Raw genomic sequence first — 18,065 nt, 5'->3', positions numbered from 1 at the left:
ATGAACTTACGACAGCCAGCTCAGGTGGCCCGCCGCCAACGCGTAGCCGACATAGGCGACCGAGTCGATGATTCCGTGCGCGATGATCAGCGGCCACAGCCTGCCGGTGCGTTGCCATACGTAGCCGAAGATCAGGCCCATCACGACGTTGCCGAGCCCCGCGCTGAAGCCCTGGTACAGGTGGTAGGCACCGCGCAGCAGGCTGGATGCCAACAGCGCGGCGACGGGATTGACCCGCATCTGGCGCAGCCGGGTCAGCAGGAACGCGACCACGACGACTTCCTCGGCCCAGCCGTTGGCGAACGCCGTCAGCAGCAACACGGGTATCCGCCACCACGTGTCGTAAAGCTCCGCGGGTTCGACGTGTGCGCTGAGGCCCAGCGCCCGCGCGGCCATGTACAAGCCGAGCCCCGGCAGGCCGATCAACGCCGCCAGGCCGAGGCCGCCGAGCACGTCGGGCCACCAGCAAATCTTGCCCAGTCCAATGGACGCGGGCCCAAAACCGCTGCGCCACAACAGATATACCGCCAGGGCGCCCCATGCGACGAGCTGGAAGGTGACGGCGAGGTTGAGGCCGAGGTCGATGAGGTCAAACGGTGATCGACGCGGGTTGAGTGCCACGCGCCGGCCGGCAAGGCCGAGCAGCACCGCCTCGATCAGCTGCAGAAACGCGGTGTAGGCCGACATCCCGAACGTCACGGCCAACACGACCGCGACCTCGATACGCAGGCCGCGCCGCTGCGGAACGATCAGCTCGTCGGCCGGCTCTATCACCGGAGCTACGGTAGCCGCAGCCGGGCCCTACAGCCGCCGGGCGCGCAGCCCGTTGAGGAACGGGCAGCCCATCAGGATGCGGATCGCTTGGCTGAGGCCGGTGACGTCGTCGACTGGTTTGGCGAAGGGCAGTCGTACGTCGTGATCGCCGTCGTCGCCCTCAACGCGCAGTTGCACGCCGTAGCGGTCGAGCCCGAGCGGGCGCACGCGGCCGCGGCGCAGCGGGGACGGCAGCCTGCTGGCAAGCCGGTCGACGACCTCGCGGTGCGCGGACTCCATGTGCTGCAGCCAGCAGGACTCCATCGCGCAGAACGGGTCGGGCCTGGCGCCAAGCAGTGCGCCGACGCCGATCGCTTCCGCGCCGGTGGAGTCCGCGACCACCACCGACTCGATCTCCAGCCGCATCAGCATGTAGCGGGTGTCCCCGGCGGCATCCGAATTCACTTGAAGCAGAGCAGGATTGGGGTCTTCGGTGGCGATCAAGTCGAGCAGGGCAGCGACTTCGCTGTCGGGGACACCGTGCAGGCGGCCGCGGATCCACACCAGCGAGCGCACCGGTTCGCGCAGCGGCAGCGGGGCGTAGTCGGTCACCTCCAGTACCGCCTGCACACCGGCGCTGCGCGCGGCGACCACCTTCCCGGCGAGAATGCCGTCACCGGGGAGCGTGATCGCGAACGATCCGTCGCCGAGCAGGTGGTGGACCGGCGTGCAGGTGGGATCGAGACCCTCGACGGCCAGCGTCGCGCCGCCGGCGCGCGCGCATGCGCTGCGGACTCGCTCGGCTGTCGTCGGTGCCGCACCTCTCATCGCGTCGCCTTCCATCTAATGAGGTAAGCCTTACTTAACTCGAATGGCCTGCCGGGCGCAAGACCTACCGCCACGGCATCCGGGACGGCCGTGCGACAACGGATAGTGTTGAAATGTGCCGCGCATCGCCTACCTCGGACCCGAAGGAACCTTCACCGAAGCGGCATTGCTCAAGATCTCGGCCAACGGTCTGGTACCCGGACAGGGCTCGCCGGAGGGCATCACACCGGTTCCCACAGACAGCACGCCCGCAGCGCTGGCTGCGGTCCGCTCGGGCGACGCCGATTTCGCCTGCGTGCCGATCGAGAATTCGATCGAGGGCTCGGTGCTGCCGACAATGGACCACCTCGCGACCGGGACGCCGCTGCAGATCTTTGCCGAGCTGACCCTTGATGTGTCGTTCACTATCGTGGTGCGAAAAGACACGCCCGCCACCGAGGTTGTGACCGTTGCGGCGTTTCCGGTGGCCGCCGCGCAGGTGCGAAATTGGCTGTCCGCACATCTGCCGAAAGCCCAAGTGGTGCCTGCCAATTCGAATGCGGCGGCTGCGCAGGATGTCGCCAACGGGCGCGCGGACGCCGGTGTGAGTACGGCGCTGGCCGCCGAACGCCACGGGCTGACGGCGCTGGCCACCGATGTCGTCGACGAACCCAACGCGCGTACCCGGTTCGTGTTGGTGGGCCAACCGGGCAAACCGCCCGCCCGCACCGGATCCGACCGCACCTCGGTGGTGCTGTTTCTAGAGAATGTGCCCGGCGCGCTGGTGTCGGCGCTCACCGAGTTCGCGATCCGCGACATCGACCTCACCCGCATCGAATCCCGGCCGACCCGTAAGGAGTTGGGCACCTACTTCTTCTTCCTCGACTGTGTCGGACACCTCGATGATGAGGCGGTCGCTGAGGCACTCAAGGCGTTGCATCGACGTTGTGCAGACGTGAGATTCCTTGGTTCATGGCCGACGGGCTCGGCCGCTGGTGCGGCCCCGCCGAAACTCGATGAGGCGTCGCGCTGGCTGACGCAGCTGCGGGACGGCAAGCCGTGACCGGTCGGCTCGTCTTGGTCCGACATGGCCAGTCGCTGGGCAACGTCGAGCGTCGCCTCGACACCCGGCCACCGGGTGCCGAGCTGACCGACCTCGGCCGCAATCAGGCCCGAACGTTCGCGCGCGAGCTGCCGCACCCCGCCGCGATGATCGCGCACTCGGTGGCCGTACGGGCCGCGCAGACAGCCGCGGAGATCAGTGCCGAGCTCGGGCTGCCGCCCCACGAATTCGAGGGCATCCACGAGGTACAGGTGGGTCAGCTCGAGGATCGCAAAGACGACGATGCCATCGCCGAGTTCGAGACCGTCTACCAGCGCTGGCACGAGGGCGATCTGGATGTGCCGATGCCCGGCGGTGAGACCGGCAACGAGGTGCTCGACCGCTATGTGCCGGTGCTGACACAGCTGCGGATGCGCTACCTCGACGACGACGCGTGGCACGGTGACATCGTCGTCGTCAGCCACGGCGCGGCCATCCGGCTGGTGTCGGCCGTGCTGGCCGGGGTCGACGGCACCTTCGCCCTCGACCATCACCTGGCGAACGCTGAATCCGTTGTGCTGGCGCCGATTACCGACGGGCGATGGAGCTGTGTGCAGTGGTCGACGCTGACGCCGCCGTTCTATCCCGAGCCGGATGTGCATCCGGTGGAGGATGCGCTGTCCTCAGCCGACCCGATGGGCTGACGCCCGGACGCTGCATGTGCATCCGAGCGCGTCACAGTCGACGCTGAACGCATGCATAACCACGGGGGTGACGCAGCAATCTTCTGTGCATTCCGACCGATACCAGGCGTGATGAATGACGGTGCCATGGCAATGCTCGAGCCCCGCCAGACACTCGCGGCACTCCGTACTCATGGCCCAAGGATGGCACCGAGGGCGGACAAAGCGTGGGTGCCGCGCCTACGCAAGGGCGGGTCTTCTCGCCTAGCCCCAGCCGAGTTCGTGCAGACGCTCGTCGTCGATGCCGAAATGGTGCGCGATCTCGTGGATGACCGTGATCGCGACCTCGTCGACCACCTGGGCTTCGTCGTCGCAGCCCGCGAGCAACGCATCGCGGTAGATGGTGATCGTGTCGGGCAGTGAGCCTGCGTACCACGAATCGCGTTCGGTCAGCGCCACGCCCTGATACAGGCCGAGCAGGTCGGGTTCCTCCGGGTTGCGGTCTTCGACGAGGACAACGACGTTGTCGATCGCCGCGGCGAGTTCTTGGGGAATCAAGTCGAGTGCGTCGGAAACCAGCTCGTCAAACCGTTGCGGGCTCATCCGCACGGCCACGCGACTACTGCCCTGGCGGCGGCAGTAGTACCGGCTGGCCCGGCGGCGGCCCTGGTGGTGCACCCTGCGCAGGCGGGGCGCCCTCGGATGGCGGCGGGGCAGCACCTTCTGGCGGTGGCGGACCGTCCAGTGGTGCGCCGGGAGGCGGTGGTGGCCCATTGAGGAACGTGTTGCCCGGCGGCGGGGCAGGCGCCGGCGTGGACGTTTGAGTCGACGTCGAGGTCGAGCCCGTCGACTGCTGCCCCGGCATGTGCTGGGTCTGCTGACTGGGATCGCTCTGGCTGCCGCTGGACTGCGACGACGAGGACGACGACGAGGAATCGCTCTCGGGCATCTGCGGCTCGATGGCCGGGATCGGCGGAAGGTTGAGCCGGTCAACTGGAATGTCCGGCGGTGCGACCGGTGGCTGACCGTTGATCATCAGCGGGCCCTTGGCGCTGTTCAGCAGTGTCGACCAGCCGCCGTTGCCGAGCGTCGCGCCGATGCTGCACGACACCTGATGGCTGCCCGCCGACCAGCTCGGCAGCGAGATCGTGCTGTAGATCAGGGTCAGCGTGGTGCTGCGCAGCTGAATCGGCGCCAGATAGGCATCGGTCATCCGGGTGCAGGCGTCTCTGATGAAGCCGTCCTGCTCGGGCTCCGGCGGCAGGTCCTGCGGGAACTTCTCGGCGAGGTTGACAGCGCCCGTGACCTCCATGGCATGCGGCGCCGCGCAGTCGACGGGAATGTCGGTCGGCTGGTTGGTGCTCGGGTCGATGCCGAGGCAGGTGCCGGCCGGCCACACCTTCGATTGATCGACGTCGGCGACCTTGCCCTTGAACGCCAACTGCTGATTGTTGGGACCCGGCAGCTGCAGACCGCACAACATGCGTCGCTCACCCGCTTGCCGCCAGGCCTTGTCGCCCGACCACAGCATGCTGACCGTGAAGCGGCTGTTCGGGTCGAAGCGGCTGCCGAGATAGTTCTTGACGGCCGCCGAGCACTGCTCCTGGCTGATCTGCTGGATGCGCGCAGGCGACGGCGGCGCCGCGTCCGGGCCGTACTCACTGCCAGGGAAGGTGCGCATGTCTACCGACTCGGCGACCTCAAAGCGGTGGTCGCCCGTGCAGTCGACGATCTGGGCCGCATCGGGTGTGCGGTCCGGCCAGCTCAGACAGTCGCCCGCCTTCGCGTGGTTGAACGTGTCGTTGCCCTTGGGACCCAGCGAGATCGAGTTGGCGGTAAGGCCGTCGGCGCCGTCCTTGCTGGGCAGCGCGGTGATCAGGCCGGCGATCAGCAGGCCGCCGAGCGCGGTCAACAGCAGCGCCCGGCGCGTTGACGTAGCGTGCAGACTCTGCCACCACGCCACCTGGTCCGGCGACTGTGCGTCCTCGCGTTCGGCGAGTAAAGCGCTGCTTTCCAAGCGCTCGGGTGCCTCCAACATCCGCTCCATTGTGACAGGCGTGTCGGGCGCTGTGACAAGAGTTACAGTTGTAACGTTATGAGGTTGTGCCCCGGCGGGGCCGACGGCTCCGCCGTGCGCCGTCAAAAGTAGGGTTGCGGCCGTGATCGACCTCAAGCTGCTACGCGAAAATCCGGATCTGGTGCGCGCGTCTCAGCGGGCCCGTGGCGAAGACCCGACGCTCGTCGATGCGCTGCGCGAAGCCGACTCCGCTCGCCGCTCGGCGGTGTCGACCGCCGACAACATGCGCGCCGAGCAGAAGTCCCTCAGCAAGCGGGTGGGCAAGGCGTCGCCGGACGAGCGGCCGGCGCTGCTGGAGCAGGCCAAGACTTTCGCCGAGAAGGTCAAGGTAGCCGAGGCCGAGCAGGCTGCGGCCGAAAACGCTTTCACCGCAGCGCATATGGCGATCCCGAACGTGATCATCAACGGTGTACCGGCTGGCGGTGAGGACGACTTCGCGGTGCTCGACACCGTCGGGAAACCACCGGCCATCGAAGCCCCGAAGGACCACCTCGAACTCGGCGAGTCCCTCGGCCTGATCGACATGGAGCGCGGCGCGAAGGTGTCGGGCTCGCGGTTCTACTTTCTGACCGGTGCGGGTGCCTTGTTGCAGCTTGGCCTGTTGCAGCTCGCGGTCCGACTGGCGACGGCCAACGGCTTCACGCTCGTCATCCCACCGGTGCTGGTGCGTCCCGAGGTGATGGCGGGTACCGGCTTCCTGGGAGCGCACGCCGACGAGGTGTACCGCGTCGAAGCCGACGACCTCTATCTGGTCGGCACGTCCGAGGTGCCACTGGCCGGCTATCACGCCAACGAGATTCTCGACCTGTCCGACGGCCCGCTGCGCTACGCCGGCTGGTCGTCGTGCTTTCGCCGTGAGGCGGGCAGCTACGGCAAGGACACCCGGGGCATCATCCGCGTGCACCAGTTCGACAAGGTCGAGGGCTTCGTCTACTGCAAACCGGAGGATGCCGAGGCCGAACACGACCGGCTGCTCGGCTGGCAGCGGCAGATGCTCGCGCAGATCGAGGTGCCATATCGTGTGATCGACGTTGCCGCAGGCGATTTGGGTTCTTCGGCGGCACGCAAATTCGATTGTGAGGCCTGGGTTCCGACGCAGGGCACCTACCGCGAGCTGACTTCGACGTCGAACTGCACCACCTTCCAGGCGCGACGGCTGTCAGTGCGCTACCGCGACGAGAACGGCAAGCCGCAGACCGCCGCGACGCTCAACGGAACCCTCGGCACCACGCGATGGTTGGTGGCGATCCTGGAGAATCATCAACAGCCCGACGGCAGCGTCCGCATCCCCGAGGCGCTGGTGCCGTATGTCGGCGCCGAGGTACTCGAGCCGAAGGGCTAGGTCTTCAGCAGCTCGCCGAGCCGCGCCAGAAACTCCTGTGGGCGTTGCGGAGTGAACGCCGGACTTGGCCGCACTCCCGGCACGTCGAGCGTCACCAGCGTCGACTTGATGGGTCGCCACACATCCAGCGGCATCCAGCGCCGCGGATCTGTGCTGCCCCAGATCCGGAACCGCTCGGTGAACAGTCCGAGGGACTCGGCCTTGTATCCGCGGATCGAGCGCAGCGGGATGATCTTCGATGTGCCCGAGGGAAAGTGATAGCGCCGCAACGTGATTGCTTCCCGATCCAGTTGGATCAGGCCGTCGTCATAGTACTGATGCGGACCGGTCACTTGCGTTCGCTCCGGAGCTCATGACCCTTGCTCGTCAGACAGCGGCCCGTCTCCAGATTCCACTCCCAGCCGTGCAGGTTGCATGTCAGCTTGGCGCCCTCCACCACACCGAACTTAGAAAGGTCGGCCTTCAGATGGGGGCAACGGCGCTGAATCTCCCAGCCGTCCAAGATGATTGACGCGGTGTCATCGTGCGCCTCGGCGAACCAGCCGTCGGCATAGGCGATCCGCTCATCGGTGAGGCACTTGAAGAACGTGTACAGGTACTCGTTATAACCACCAACCCGCCACGCCGAGAACCGCGTGGACAAGAAGATGGTGTTCACCCAGTCCGGCTCGTTGTCCCGCAGCACCGTGCGCACCAACTCAGGGGCGATCGCGAAGCCGTAACGGAACTTCTCGTCCGGAATCGGCTCACGCACCACGCGTTTCGGGAAGTCCAGTACCACGGTCTCGGCCCCGAGCCGCAGCTCGACCGGATAGCCGATGCCGTCGCAGATCTGATCGCTCTGAAGCATGATCGGCTCTAGCACCACCCGCAGCGGCTCCAGCAGGGGTTCACCAGCAGCCGGCGCCCAGCTCGCCTTCTCCGCGGCCAGCACCGGTGCCATCCGCTCCGCGTAGTCCGCGATGTAGGCGGCTTTACCGGTGGTGAAGATGGCTTGCACGTCCTCCTCGGGCAGCGGATGGGTCAACGAATTGAGCTGTGACCCAGTGAAATCCGCTGCCGATCCGGGCATCATCAGTAGGCCGCCGTCGTGGCCGTGCGTGCGCATCTGGTCGAGGAACACCGCCTGGTCGGGGAAGATGTTCGCAGGATCGCCGTGGTCGTCGTTCAGGTCGCGCAGCGCGGGGTCGAGGAAGCACGGCGGACCCGCCGACGGCACCACCCACGTCGCACCGACCTGAGCGATGTACTGACGGCAGCGGTCCATCTGCCGCTGGCGCTTCTGGGTGCCGAACGCTTCCTTCGCACGCGCAGGCATGTTGTAGACCATCGGGTACCAGATCGCGCCGGAGTACTGCAGCATGTGCACGTCGACCTGGCCGAAATCGGCGTGCAGTACGTCGAGGTCGACGGGACGTGCGTCATTCATGTTGAAGCACACCGTTTCTCCGTCGTCGACCACGAGACCGGAGTCACCAATCGGGCCGTCGGCCGGGGCGCGCAGTGCGATGACCATCACGTCTAGATCGCCCTTGGGACCGCTGACGCGGTGCTTGACCGAGTCCGTCGTCTCGAAGAACCGGTGAAAGCCGACCTTTTCGAGTTCGCGTTGCAGGTCGGGCACCGGGAAGTCGGGCAACAACACGACCGCGTCCTTGTTGACGTGCTCGCGCAGATTGCGCGGGTCGAAATGGTCGCGGTGAAGGTGTGAGACGTACAGGTAGTCGACGTCACCGAGGGTGTCCCAGTCCAGCCCACTGTTGTCGGGGAACGGGAACCACGATGCGAAATACGCCGGGTTGACCCAGGGGTCGCACAGGATGCTTCCGGCCTTGGTGTCGATCCGGAAACCGGCATGCCCGACGCTCGTGACCTGCACTAACACCCTTTCTGCTCGATGGGGATACCGCTATGAGCTTAATGGGAGGCGATATCGCCTTCGTCCCACAGCCGCCGGTAGTAGTCGATGCGATCGATGTCCGCTGCGACGCTGTACGCGTCCAGCAGCACCTCTTGGAAGCCGCCGGGGCCCTCGGTCGGGAAGTTCCAATCCAGCGACAGCGTGGCGATGGCCAGGTCGGCCCACCGGTCGGCAACGCCGAGATCGCCTAGGTCGACGTGTCCGCTGAAGGTGCCGTCGTCGGTCATCAGCGTGTTAGGGGAGCAGGCGTCGCCATGACACACCACCAGGCGGTCGGGCGGTGGAGCGTCGTCGGGGACCCAGGATGGCCTGCCGAAGGGGCAGTCCTCGACCGGCAGCGCGTCGTGCAGCCGCCGCAGACCGACACCGATCGCCCGCGCCGCGGTGTGCGGCTCGCCGGCCCAGCGACGGTCCACTGCCGAACGACCCGCGAGCCCCGCGGTGTGCAGCCATCCTGGCCCCGCCGCAAGCACCTCGGGCACCGGCGTATAGCGACTGGCCCAGCGCAGCCGGGGCACTTCCGCGGCGAGCAGATGCGCCTCGGCATCCGGATACACCTTGACGAACTCTCGGCCGCCGTCGATGTCGAAGGTGACGCCGCCCAGTTCGTTCTCCCACACCGCGACGACGGCCCGGCCTGCTGCGATGCGCTCAACAAGTTCCGGAACGGCCATGGGTTCGCTGGGAACAGTCACCCGACTGAGCCTATGGCCGAACTTGCCCCCAACGCTTCGCGTGGGAGGTACCCCCTGACGGCGGGCTTCGCCGCTCGATCGTCGCCCGACTACGCTGCCTGATGTGGAACCGGTATACGGAACAGTGATTCAGCTCGCCCGCCTGGTGTGGCGCGTGCAGGGGCTGAAGTTCACCGTCACCGGCGTCGAGAACCTGCCGCGCACTGGCGGGGCGGTGATCGCCATCAACCACACCAGCTACTTCGACTTCACCTTCGCCGGGCTGCCCGCCTACAAGCAGCACCTCGGCCGCAAGGTTCGGTTCATGGCGAAGAAGGAAGTCTTCGACAGCAAGGTCACTGGCCCGATCATGCGCAGCCTGCGGCACATCGAGGTGGACCGCACCGACGGCGCCGCGTCGTTCGAGCATGCCTGCCGCGCGCTCAAGGACGGCGAACTGGTCGGCGTCTACCCCGAGGCGACGATCAGCCGCAGCTTCGAGATCAAGGAATTCAAGTCCGGAGCCGCCCGCATGGCCGTCGCCTGCGGCGTGCCGATCGTGCCGCATATCGTCTGGGGCGCCCAGCGCATCTGGACCAAGGGACATCCGAAGAAGATGTGGCGCCCGAAGGTGCCGATCACGGTGGCGGTGGGTGAGCCGATCATGCCGACCCTGCCGCCAACGGAACTGACCGCGCTGTTGCATTCGCGGATGCAGCATCTGCTCGAGCGGGTGCAGGACGAATACGGTCCGCATCCCCCCGGCGAGTTCTGGGTGCCGCACCGGCTCGGCGGGGGAGCGCCGACGCTGGCCGAGGCCAACCGGATGGATGCCGAGGAGGCCGCCGAGAAGGCGGCCCGACGCGCGCAGCGGGCCGACCCCACCGGGGCGCCGGGGTAGCGCGTATGGAACCGGTTTTCCGTGCGCTCGAGATTGCCGTCAGCACAGCGACGAAAGTCACCGGGACAAAGATCACCTACCAGGGTCTGGAAAACATCCCGGAACGCGGCGGCGCCGTCATGGCGATCAACCACACGAGCTACCTCGACTGGGCTCCGGCAGCGCTGGCCGCGTATCAGCGGCACCGCCGGATGCGGTTCATGATCAAGGCTGAGATGCAGGACGTGAAGGTCGTCAACTTCCTGATCAAGCACTCCGGCACCATCCCGGTGGACCGCGGCGCGGGCGCAGGCGCGTACTCGGTTGCGGTTGAGCGACTTCGGGCAGGCGAGATCGTCGGGGTGTATCCGGAAGCCACCATCAGCCGCAGCTTCGAATTGAAGGAGTTCAAGACGGGCGCGGCGAGAATGGCCCGCGACGCCGACGTGCCGATCGTTCCGCTGATCGTGTGGGGCGCGCACCGACGGTGGACCAAGGATCACCGAAAAGACTTGAAGCGCAAGAGCAAAATCCCGGTGACCGTCGCAGTTGGTGCGCCCGTGGTTGCCGCCGACACCCTCGACCAGACGAGTGCAGCGATGCGTGAGGCGATGACGGCGCTGCTGCACAAGGTGCAGCTGGACTATCCGCATCCCGAGGGTGCGTATTGGGTGCCCCGCCGGATGGGCGGCACCGCACCGACGCTCGAAGAGGCCAAGGCGCTTGACGAGGCGGAGTTGGCCGAGCGCGCGCGCAAGCGGGCCGAGCGTGCGGCGAAGAGCCACCGGTGACTCCTGACCTGATTGCCTCCGATGTGGACGGCACGCTGCTCGACGACGACGAGAAGGTCACGGCCCGCACCCGAGAGGCCGTATCGGCGGCCGTGGGTGCCGGCGCGACGTTCGTGCTTGCCACCGGCCGCCCTCCGCGATGGGTGCAGCCGGTCGTTGACGCGCTGGGGTTCGCGCCAATGGCAGTGTGTGCCAACGGCGCAGTGATCTACGACCCCTCGGCGGACCGAATCGTTTCGGCCCGAACGCTTTCCGCCGATGTACTTGGCGAGCTGGCCGAGGTCGCCACTCGTGTCATCCCCGGCGCGGGCCTGGCCGTCGAGCGCGTCGGCACCAGTGCCCACGACGCGGCCACCCCGCAATTCGTCAGCTCACCTGGCTACGAGCATGCCTGGCTGAACCCGGACAACACCGAGGTGTCCATCGAGGATCTGCTCAGCGCGCCCGCGGTCAAGCTGCTGATCCGCAAGGCCGGTGCCCGCAGCTCGGATATGGCTGAGGCGCTGGCCAAACATGTTGGGCTGGAAGGTGATTTGACGTACTCCACCAACAACGGCCTGATTGAGGTCGTGCCACTCGGCATCAGCAAGGCCACCGGCGTCGAGGAGCTTGCGCGCCCGCTTGGCATCAGCGCCGAGGGCGTGGTCGCGTTCGGTGACATGCCCAATGACGTGCCGATGCTGTCGTGGGCCGGCCTCGGCGTGGCGATGGGCAATGCTCATCCTGATGCGGTGGCCGCGGCCAACGAGGTCACCGCGCCCAACACCGAAGATGGTGTCGCGCGCGTTCTCGAACGCTGGTGGCACTGAGGCGCGTTAGCGCGATCAGACGCGGTTGCGCGCCGGTGAGAACCGCTCAAGCTGCACGGGCGGCCCTTCCTGCGGTGGTGGCGGTAGTTCGAGCGGAACGCCGTCAATGACCCGGGTTACGGTGCCCTTCTCGCGATCGAGGTTCAGCGTGCCGTGCTGGAAATTCTGCACCACCCACAGTGCCTCCTGAATTTCCCCGCTGGTCGGCAGGCCGAGCGCGCCACGCTCGAAGCCGAGCATGGCCCATGCGTTGTAGATCGACCCCATCAGCGGCTGTGCTCCGCACTGCGGTGACCAGTAAATCGCTCCCTTGTCGAAGGTGACGTAGCGCGCCGAACCGGCACCCGATGCTTCAGGGGCTGTGGGAGCACCGAGCGGGCTGTTCATTCCGCCCATCGACTGCCACCGTGTGTGAATTGCGCTGCCCCGCATGGAATCCGCCAAATCCTGTGCGTTGGCCGGCTTGTCGAACCGGGCGGCGATTTCGCGGATCCGATCCAGAGATCCATAGCCGAGGTTGCCAGGACACTCGGTACTGCCGACGTCGCGATGAGCGAAAATGTTCGGAAAGGTTGAGACAGCGCCCTGCGGGAATCGGGTGTAGGGCCCGCCTGCCGAGGCCAGCGCGACGCTGCCCATGGGGTCGACGCCATCCATGGCCAGTCGCCATCCGAACAGCCGGCCAACCGCTCGCAACTGGATCGGCGTCGGTTCCATCAAATCAAAGTTGCCGATCATGGCGACAGCCCAGGTGTTCTTGTTGAAACCGCCAGTGTGCGAACCCTGGACCGGCCTCGTTATGCCGCCGAATCTGCCCTCGAAGACCTGACCGTACTTGTCGACCAGCGCGTTGTAGGCGATGTCGGACCAGCCCAGTGAGCGGGTGTGATAGGCGTAAATCGACCTGACGATGCCCGGCCCGTCTTCGGGTGCGTATTCGTTGGGCGTTGCTGTGTGGTGCACAATCCCCGCCAGTACCCGGTCGTCGTACACCGGCGCTCCGGACCGCATCGACTCGTCAGCTCCCCAATCGGCGCGGCTGATGATGTTGGGTGTCTGACCGGGCGCATTGAGTGCCGTCAACCACGGCGGTTCGGCCGCCGCTTGCGGCGGCTTGATCAGCGTCGCAGCGCCTGCGCCCAAACCCAGAATGACGGGCGCAGCCGCGACGTACTTCAGCACGTCCCGCCTGGACACGGACCGAGGCGGTCCGCACCCGCTTTGGGATCGGCGGCGGCACGACACGGCCCGATGTTACGTATGTGTCAGTTGTTACCAGTGTTTCGACACGGTAGTTGACTTGACTAAATGCCCGGCATTCCCGGGCTGCGTCCTGCAACGGCACCGCAGAGCCGGTAGGCGTTTCTGCGGTGCCGTCTGGTTGCAGGTCTTACAGGCCGGGAGTGAGGCCCGCTCCCGGGATCTCCGGTGCTGCCGCAGGCACGGCAGCGGCCGCCGCCGGGATAGCCGAGGTGGCCGCCGCGGCCGCATCGGCCGCCGGGGCTCCCGCAGGCTTGACCGCTGACATGATCGCCGGCATCAAAACACCCTTGAGCAGATCGATCGCTTGGCCCGCGCCGAGCTGACTGGCGGCGCTGGACAGGTCGCCGAGCAGCCCGCCGCTACCGCCGGTGGCAGCAGGAGCAGCCGCCAGCGACGGATCTCCGAGCAGTGGGCTGCCCGCAGCGGGATCCAGTCCGATCGGGGCCGAGATCGGCACCTCGCCCGGCGCAGGCAGGGCCCCGGCGTTGGAGATCGGCGAGGCGAGCCCCGGAGCTGCGGCGCCGGCAGCCGGAGTGGTAAGACCCGGCGTCGCCAGCCCGGGAACTTGACCCGTCGGGCTGGTCAGCGCCGGGTTCGTCAGCGCGGGATTGCTCAGCGCGGGATCCGTAAGGGCGGGACCCGTCGCGGTGGCTCCCGGCAGGGTGGCGCTGGGGGCGGTCAGGCTGGGCGTCGTCAGGCCCGGCGTGGTCAGGCCCGGCGTGGTCAGTCCCGGAGTCGTCAGGGCCGGCGAGGTCAGCCCCGGCGTGGTCAGCCCCGGCGTGGTCAAGCCCGGAGTCGTCAGGGCCGGCGAGGTCAGCCCCGGGGTGGTGAGGCCAGGTGTGGTCAACGCCGCAGGTGTGCTCGAGCCCGAGCCGGTCAGCAGACTTGTCGGCATCGGGGGCAGGTTGACCCCGAACTGCGACAGGCCCTGCGACAGCGCCGACATCAGCTCGCTTGGCAGGTCGGTGATCATGGCGGCCTGGACGAACTGGCGGTGCTGCGTGGGCGGCTTGGCGCTGTCGGATAAGTCGGATACGGCGACAACTGCTGCTGGACTCGCGACTGCCAGGGCGGCGACCGCGCTCATGGCTGTTGAAAGCCTGCGTCGACGTCGGTTCGGCACGGAAGTCTCCTCAATATATGGACTACGTCTGGTACGTGCGCTTGGCAACTGCGCCAAGAACTAACGAGATCGACGGTACTGGCGTGACTACTGGGACTAAAGTGGCGATACGGAATTGTGAGCTGATCGCAACCTTCGGACTTCTGTGGATTCGGGGCGCGCCCCCGCCGTCGGATACCCTTGCTGCCGATGACCGCTCATTTTGATCTGTTCGTCGTCGGTTCCGGGTTCTTCGGTCTGACGATTGCCGAGCGCGTGGCGACGCAACTGGACAAGCGTGTGCTAGTCGTGGAGCGCCGCCAGCACATCGGCGGTAATGCGTACTCCGAACCCGAGCCGCAGACCGGTATCGAGGTGCACAAGTACGGCGCACACCTGTTCCACACCTCCAATCAACGGGTGTGGGACTACGTGCGCCAGTTCACCGACTTCACCGGATATCAGCACCGGGTGTTCGCGATGCACAACGGGCAGGCCTACCAGTTCCCGATGGGGCTTGGCCTGGTGTCGCAATTCTTCGGCAAGTACTTCACCCCGGATGAAGCGCGCCAGCTGATCAAGGAGCAGGCCGCGGAGATCCAGACCGCAGACGCTCAGAACCTGGAAGAAAAGGCCATCTCGTTGATCGGCCGCCCGCTGTACGAGGCGTTCGTCAAGGGCTACACCGCCAAGCAGTGGCAGACCGACCCCAAGGAACTGCCCGCGGCCAACATCGCCCGGTTGCCTGTGCGCTACACCTTCGACAACCGCTACTTCAGCGACACCTACGAGGGTCTGCCCGCCGAGGGCTACACCGTATGGCTGAAGAACATGGCCGCCGACGAGCGCATCGAGGTGCGGCTGGACACCGACTGGTTCGATGTCCGCAACCAGCTGCGCGCGGAAAGCCCCGACGCGCCCGTCATCTACACCGGGCCATTGGATCGCTACTTCGACTACGCCGAGGGCCGGTTGGGTTGGCGCACACTCGATTTCGAGGTCGAGGTACTCGACACCGGGGACTTCCAGGGCACCCCGGTGATGAATTACAACGACGCCGACGTGCCCTACACGCGGATCCACGAGTTCCGCCACTTCCACCCCGAGCGGGCCTACCCGACAGACAAGACGGTGATCATGCGGGAGTACTCCCGCTTCGCCGATGACGACGACGAGCCCTATTACCCGATCAACACCGAAGCCGACCGGGCCGTGCTCGGCGCGTACCGTGCGCGTGCCAAGGCCGAGACGGCATCATCGAAGGTGTTGTTCGGCGGCCGACTGGGCACCTACCAGTACCTCGATATGCACATGGCCATCGCCAGTGCGCTGAATATGTACGACAACGTACTGGCGCCGCACCTGCGTGACGGCGCGCCCCTACACGACGATGAAAGCAACAGCGCATGAGTGACATCCCGTCCGGCGCGCTCGACGCCGCGGAATCCAAGGCGGTCAGCCTGATCGCCCGCGTCATCCTGCCGCGCCCGGGTGAGCCACTGGACGTCCGAAAGCTCTACATAGAGGAATCGGAAACCAACGCCAGGCGCGCGCATGCGCCGACGCGCACGACGCTGGAGATCGGGGCGGAGTCCGAGGTTTCGTTCGCGACCTACTTCAACGCCTTGCCTGCGAGCTACTGGCGGCGCTGGTCCGTGCTCGAGTCGGTAGTGCTGCGCGTCGAGTTGACCGGCAGCGCCCGCGTTGACGTCTACCGATCGAAGGCCACCGGAGCCCGCATCACGGTCGGCGGTGCGCCGGTCACCAGTGGCGACTCCGACGGGCCCGCGGTCGTGGAATTCGAGATCGGCCTCGACCCGTTCGAAGACGGCGGCTGGATCTGGTTCGACATCACCACCAATTCCACGGTGACAGTGCACAGCGCGGGTTGGTACGCGCCGGTCCCTGCGCCGGGCCGGGCCAACGTCGCGGTCGGCATCCCGACCTTCAACCGACCGTCCGACTGTGTCAACGCGCTGGCCGCGCTGACCTCGGATCCCTTGGTGGACGAGGTGATTGGCGCCGTGATCGTGTCCGACCAGGGCACAAACAAGGCGGTCGACCATCCTGGCTTCGCGGAGGCCGCCGCACCGCTGGGTAACCGCCTCACCATCCACAACCAGCCCAACCTCGGCGGCTCGGGTGGCTACAGCCGGGTCATGTACGAGGCGCTGAAAAACACTGACTGCGAACAGATCCTGTTCATGGACGACGACATCCGCATCGAGCCCGACTCGATCCTGCGGGCATTGGCGATGAACCGGTTCGCGAAGATCCCGACGTTGGTCGGCGGCCAGATGCTCAACCTGCAGGAGCCGTCGCATCTGCACGTAATGGGCGAGATGGTCGACGCAGAGAACTTCATGTGGACCAACGCGATCAACACCGAATACGACCACAACTTCGCCAAGTATCGACTCAACGATGAAGAGGAATACCGCAGCAGGCTTCTGCATCGCCGCATCGATGTCGACTACAACGGCTGGTGGATGTGCATGATCCCCCGGCAGGTCGCCGAGGAACTCGGCCAGCCGCTGCCGCTCTTCATCAAGTGGGACGACGCCGATTACGGGTTGCGCGCGGGTGAGCACGGCTATCCGACCGTCACGCTTCCCGGTGCGGCGATCTGGCACATGGCGTGGAGCGACAAGGACGACGCAATCGACTGGCAGGCGTACTTCCACTTGCGCAATCGGTTGGTGGTCGCGGCCATGCACTGGGACGGCAATGTCAGTGGTCTGCTGGCAAGCCACCTCAAGGCGACGTTCAAACACCTGCTCTGCCTTGAGTATTCGACTGTCGCGATCCAGAACAAGGCGATGGACGACTTCCTGGCCGGGCCGGAACACATCTTCTCGATCCTGGAATCGGCACTGCCGGATATCCGCAAGATGCGCCAGGACTATCCCGACGCGGTGGTGCTGCCGGGTGCCACAGCTCTGCCGCCCCCGTCGGATAAGCGCTGGCGTAAGAAGGTCACCATCCCGACGAATGCGCTGTCCATCTCGTACCGGCTCGGTCGCGGCGTCATCCATCAGCTCAAGGCGCACGACCCCGAGCACCATCGCCGCCCGCAGGTCAACGTCGCGACACAGGACGCCCGGTGGTTCTCGTTGTGCAGGGTCGACGGCGTCACCGTCACCACCGCCGATGGCCGCGGAGTGGTCTATCGCCAGCGTGACCGCGCGAAAATGTTTGCGCTGCTTCGTGAGTCGCTGCGGCGTCAGTTCCTCCTCGCCCGCAAGTTCAACAAGATGCGCCGGGTCTACCGCGAGGCGCTGCCGGTGCTGTCGAGCAAGCAGAAGTGGGAAACGGTCTTGCTAGAGGCCTCCCCACATGGCTGAACCGGTTCGCGGCGAAGACGCCGCGACGAGCCCGCGGGGCGAGGAAGCCGCGCTGGTGGCCGTGCAGGCGGCGCTGGCCGACCGGCCTGGTGTGCTGGCGGGCGCACGTGCCCTCTCGCATTTCGGCGAACACAGCATCGGCTGGGTGGTGGTGTCCGTGTTGGGCGCGCTGCTGCAGCCGCGACGCCGCAAGGCGTGGCTTGCCGTGGGCGCAGGGGCCTTCATCGCGCATGCGGGCGCGGTGGTGATCAAGCGGGTGGTCAAGCGGGAACGCCCGCACCACCCAGCCGTCGCCGTCAACGTCGGCACGCCGAGCCGGCTGAGTTTTCCGTCTGCACACGCCACCTCCACGACCGCAGCATCCATCCTGCTGGCGCGCACCACGGGTCTGCCCTTGCCTGTGGTGCTGGTGCCGCCGATGGCGTTGTCCCGCTTGGTTCTTGGCGTGCATTACCCGACTGACGTGCTCACTGGTGTCGCGGTCGGGGTGGTCGTCGCGAAGACTGTCGGAGCTGTCGCTGATCGGGTTGGAGGGGATGGATGAGCATCTCGAGGGAAAGCAGTGCAGAGAGCGCCC

18 protein-coding genes and 1 pseudogene are annotated in these 18,065 nt (G+C 66.5%); 9 read left to right on the top strand and 10 right to left on the bottom strand.

Translation table 11 applies throughout. The features are described 5' to 3' along the window. Positions 1–6: 6 nt before the first annotated feature. A complete protein-coding gene (locus MYCSM_RS30000; protein ID WP_015309942.1) occupies positions 7–774 on the bottom strand; it encodes a CPBP family intramembrane glutamic endopeptidase in 768 nt (255 codons plus the stop codon). A 27-nt stretch (positions 775–801) separates the two neighbouring features. After that, on the bottom strand, positions 802–1,581 hold the full coding sequence (locus MYCSM_RS29995) for a DUF2470 domain-containing protein (RefSeq protein ID WP_015309941.1): 780 nt from the start codon (positions 1,579–1,581) through the stop codon (positions 802–804). Positions 1,582–1,696: 115 nt separating this feature from the next. On the opposite strand from MYCSM_RS29995, the gene pheA reads away from it, so the two are divergent. Beyond that, complete coding sequence (gene pheA / locus MYCSM_RS29990; protein WP_015309940.1) at positions 1,697–2,623, top strand: prephenate dehydratase; 927 nt, start codon at positions 1,697–1,699, stop codon at positions 2,621–2,623. Beyond that, complete coding sequence (locus tag MYCSM_RS29985) at positions 2,620–3,306, top strand: histidine phosphatase family protein (RefSeq protein WP_015309939.1); 687 nt, start codon at positions 2,620–2,622, stop codon at positions 3,304–3,306. Before pheA ends, MYCSM_RS29985 begins: the two co-directional genes overlap by 4 nt. On the opposite strand, the gene MYCSM_RS39170 is transcribed toward MYCSM_RS29985, so the two are convergent. The 3 genes from MYCSM_RS39170 to MYCSM_RS29975 form a co-directional block, all read right to left on the bottom strand. Continuing rightward, positions 3,286–3,480, bottom strand: a complete 195-nt coding sequence (locus MYCSM_RS39170) for a hypothetical protein (RefSeq protein WP_015309938.1) — start codon at positions 3,478–3,480, stop codon at positions 3,286–3,288. The genes MYCSM_RS29985 and MYCSM_RS39170 overlap by 21 nt on opposite strands. A gap of 69 nt (positions 3,481–3,549) precedes the next feature. Next, entirely contained in the window at positions 3,550–3,900 is a 351-nt protein-coding gene (locus tag MYCSM_RS29980; RefSeq protein WP_041312853.1) for a metallopeptidase family protein, read from the bottom strand. A 4-nt stretch (positions 3,901–3,904) separates the two neighbouring features. Then, positions 3,905–5,332, bottom strand: coding sequence for a septum formation family protein (locus MYCSM_RS29975; protein ID WP_015309936.1), 1,428 nt, complete (start codon positions 5,330–5,332; stop codon positions 3,905–3,907). A 112-nt stretch (positions 5,333–5,444) separates the two neighbouring features. Here MYCSM_RS29975 and serS point away from each other — a divergent pair, with 112 nt between their 5' ends. Continuing rightward, positions 5,445–6,704 carry a serine--tRNA ligase gene (serS, locus tag MYCSM_RS29970; protein ID WP_015309935.1) on the top strand — a complete coding sequence of 420 codons (1,260 nt, stop codon included), beginning with the start codon at positions 5,445–5,447 and terminating at the stop codon, positions 6,702–6,704. Here the strand turns inward: serS and MYCSM_RS29965 are convergent. Genes MYCSM_RS29965 through MYCSM_RS29955 form a run of 3 tightly spaced genes read right to left on the bottom strand, consistent with a single transcriptional unit; the run spans position 6,701 to position 9,320 of the window. After that, on the bottom strand, positions 6,701–7,036 hold the full coding sequence (locus MYCSM_RS29965; protein ID WP_015309934.1) for a hypothetical protein: 336 nt from the start codon (positions 7,034–7,036) through the stop codon (positions 6,701–6,703). The genes serS and MYCSM_RS29965 overlap by 4 nt on opposite strands. Then, positions 7,033–8,583 carry a Rieske 2Fe-2S domain-containing protein gene (locus MYCSM_RS29960; protein WP_015309933.1) on the bottom strand — a complete coding sequence of 517 codons (1,551 nt, stop codon included), beginning with the start codon at positions 8,581–8,583 and terminating at the stop codon, positions 7,033–7,035. The genes MYCSM_RS29965 and MYCSM_RS29960 overlap by 4 nt, the downstream gene beginning before the upstream one ends. A gap of 38 nt (positions 8,584–8,621) precedes the next feature. Further along, positions 8,622–9,320, bottom strand: coding sequence for an aminoglycoside phosphotransferase APH(3') (locus MYCSM_RS29955; protein ID WP_041312851.1), 699 nt, complete (start codon positions 9,318–9,320; stop codon positions 8,622–8,624). Positions 9,321–9,423: 103 nt separating this feature from the next. Between MYCSM_RS29955 and MYCSM_RS29950 the strand changes: the two genes are divergently transcribed. Genes MYCSM_RS29950 through MYCSM_RS29940 form a run of 3 tightly spaced genes read left to right on the top strand, consistent with a single transcriptional unit; the run spans position 9,424 to position 11,779 of the window. Beyond that, positions 9,424–10,200: a lysophospholipid acyltransferase family protein gene (locus MYCSM_RS29950; protein ID WP_015309931.1), complete on the top strand. Its 777-nt coding sequence runs from the start codon at positions 9,424–9,426 to the stop codon at positions 10,198–10,200. Positions 10,201–10,205: 5 nt separating this feature from the next. Continuing rightward, positions 10,206–10,970: a lysophospholipid acyltransferase family protein gene (locus tag MYCSM_RS29945; protein WP_015309930.1), complete on the top strand. Its 765-nt coding sequence runs from the start codon at positions 10,206–10,208 to the stop codon at positions 10,968–10,970. Further along, positions 10,967–11,779, top strand: coding sequence for a Cof-type HAD-IIB family hydrolase (locus tag MYCSM_RS29940; RefSeq protein WP_015309929.1), 813 nt, complete (start codon positions 10,967–10,969; stop codon positions 11,777–11,779). Before MYCSM_RS29945 ends, MYCSM_RS29940 begins: the two co-directional genes overlap by 4 nt. A 15-nt stretch (positions 11,780–11,794) precedes the next feature. Here MYCSM_RS29940 and MYCSM_RS29935 read toward each other — a convergent pair. Next, positions 11,795–12,907, bottom strand: a pseudogene (locus tag MYCSM_RS29935) (N-acetylmuramoyl-L-alanine amidase); the annotation flags it as partial. A 262-nt stretch (positions 12,908–13,169) separates the two neighbouring features. After that, positions 13,170–14,165: a GLTT repeat protein gene (locus tag MYCSM_RS29930; RefSeq protein ID WP_015309927.1), complete on the bottom strand. Its 996-nt coding sequence runs from the start codon at positions 14,163–14,165 to the stop codon at positions 13,170–13,172. Between the two features lie 180 nt (positions 14,166–14,345). Between MYCSM_RS29930 and glf the strand changes: the two genes are divergently transcribed. Genes glf through MYCSM_RS29915 form a run of 3 tightly spaced genes read left to right on the top strand, consistent with a single transcriptional unit; the run spans position 14,346 to position 18,032 of the window. Beyond that, entirely contained in the window at positions 14,346–15,554 is a 1,209-nt protein-coding gene (gene glf, locus MYCSM_RS29925) for a UDP-galactopyranose mutase (RefSeq protein ID WP_085976587.1), read from the top strand. Next, on the top strand, positions 15,551–17,488 hold the full coding sequence (locus tag MYCSM_RS29920; protein WP_015309925.1) for a glycosyltransferase: 1,938 nt from the start codon (positions 15,551–15,553) through the stop codon (positions 17,486–17,488). The genes glf and MYCSM_RS29920 overlap by 4 nt, the downstream gene beginning before the upstream one ends. Then, the gene (locus MYCSM_RS29915) at positions 17,481–18,032 is read left to right on the top strand and encodes a phosphatase PAP2 family protein (protein WP_015309924.1); all 552 of its coding nucleotides are present in this window, start codon (positions 17,481–17,483) and stop codon (positions 18,030–18,032) included. The genes MYCSM_RS29920 and MYCSM_RS29915 overlap by 8 nt, the downstream gene beginning before the upstream one ends. The last annotated feature ends 33 nt before the right edge of the window (positions 18,033–18,065 follow it).

This window comes from Mycobacterium sp. JS623 (assembly GCF_000328565.1).
Taxonomy (GTDB): domain Bacteria; phylum Actinomycetota; class Actinomycetes; order Mycobacteriales; family Mycobacteriaceae; genus Mycobacterium.
This window is presented reverse-complemented; position numbering and strand designations above follow the sequence as displayed.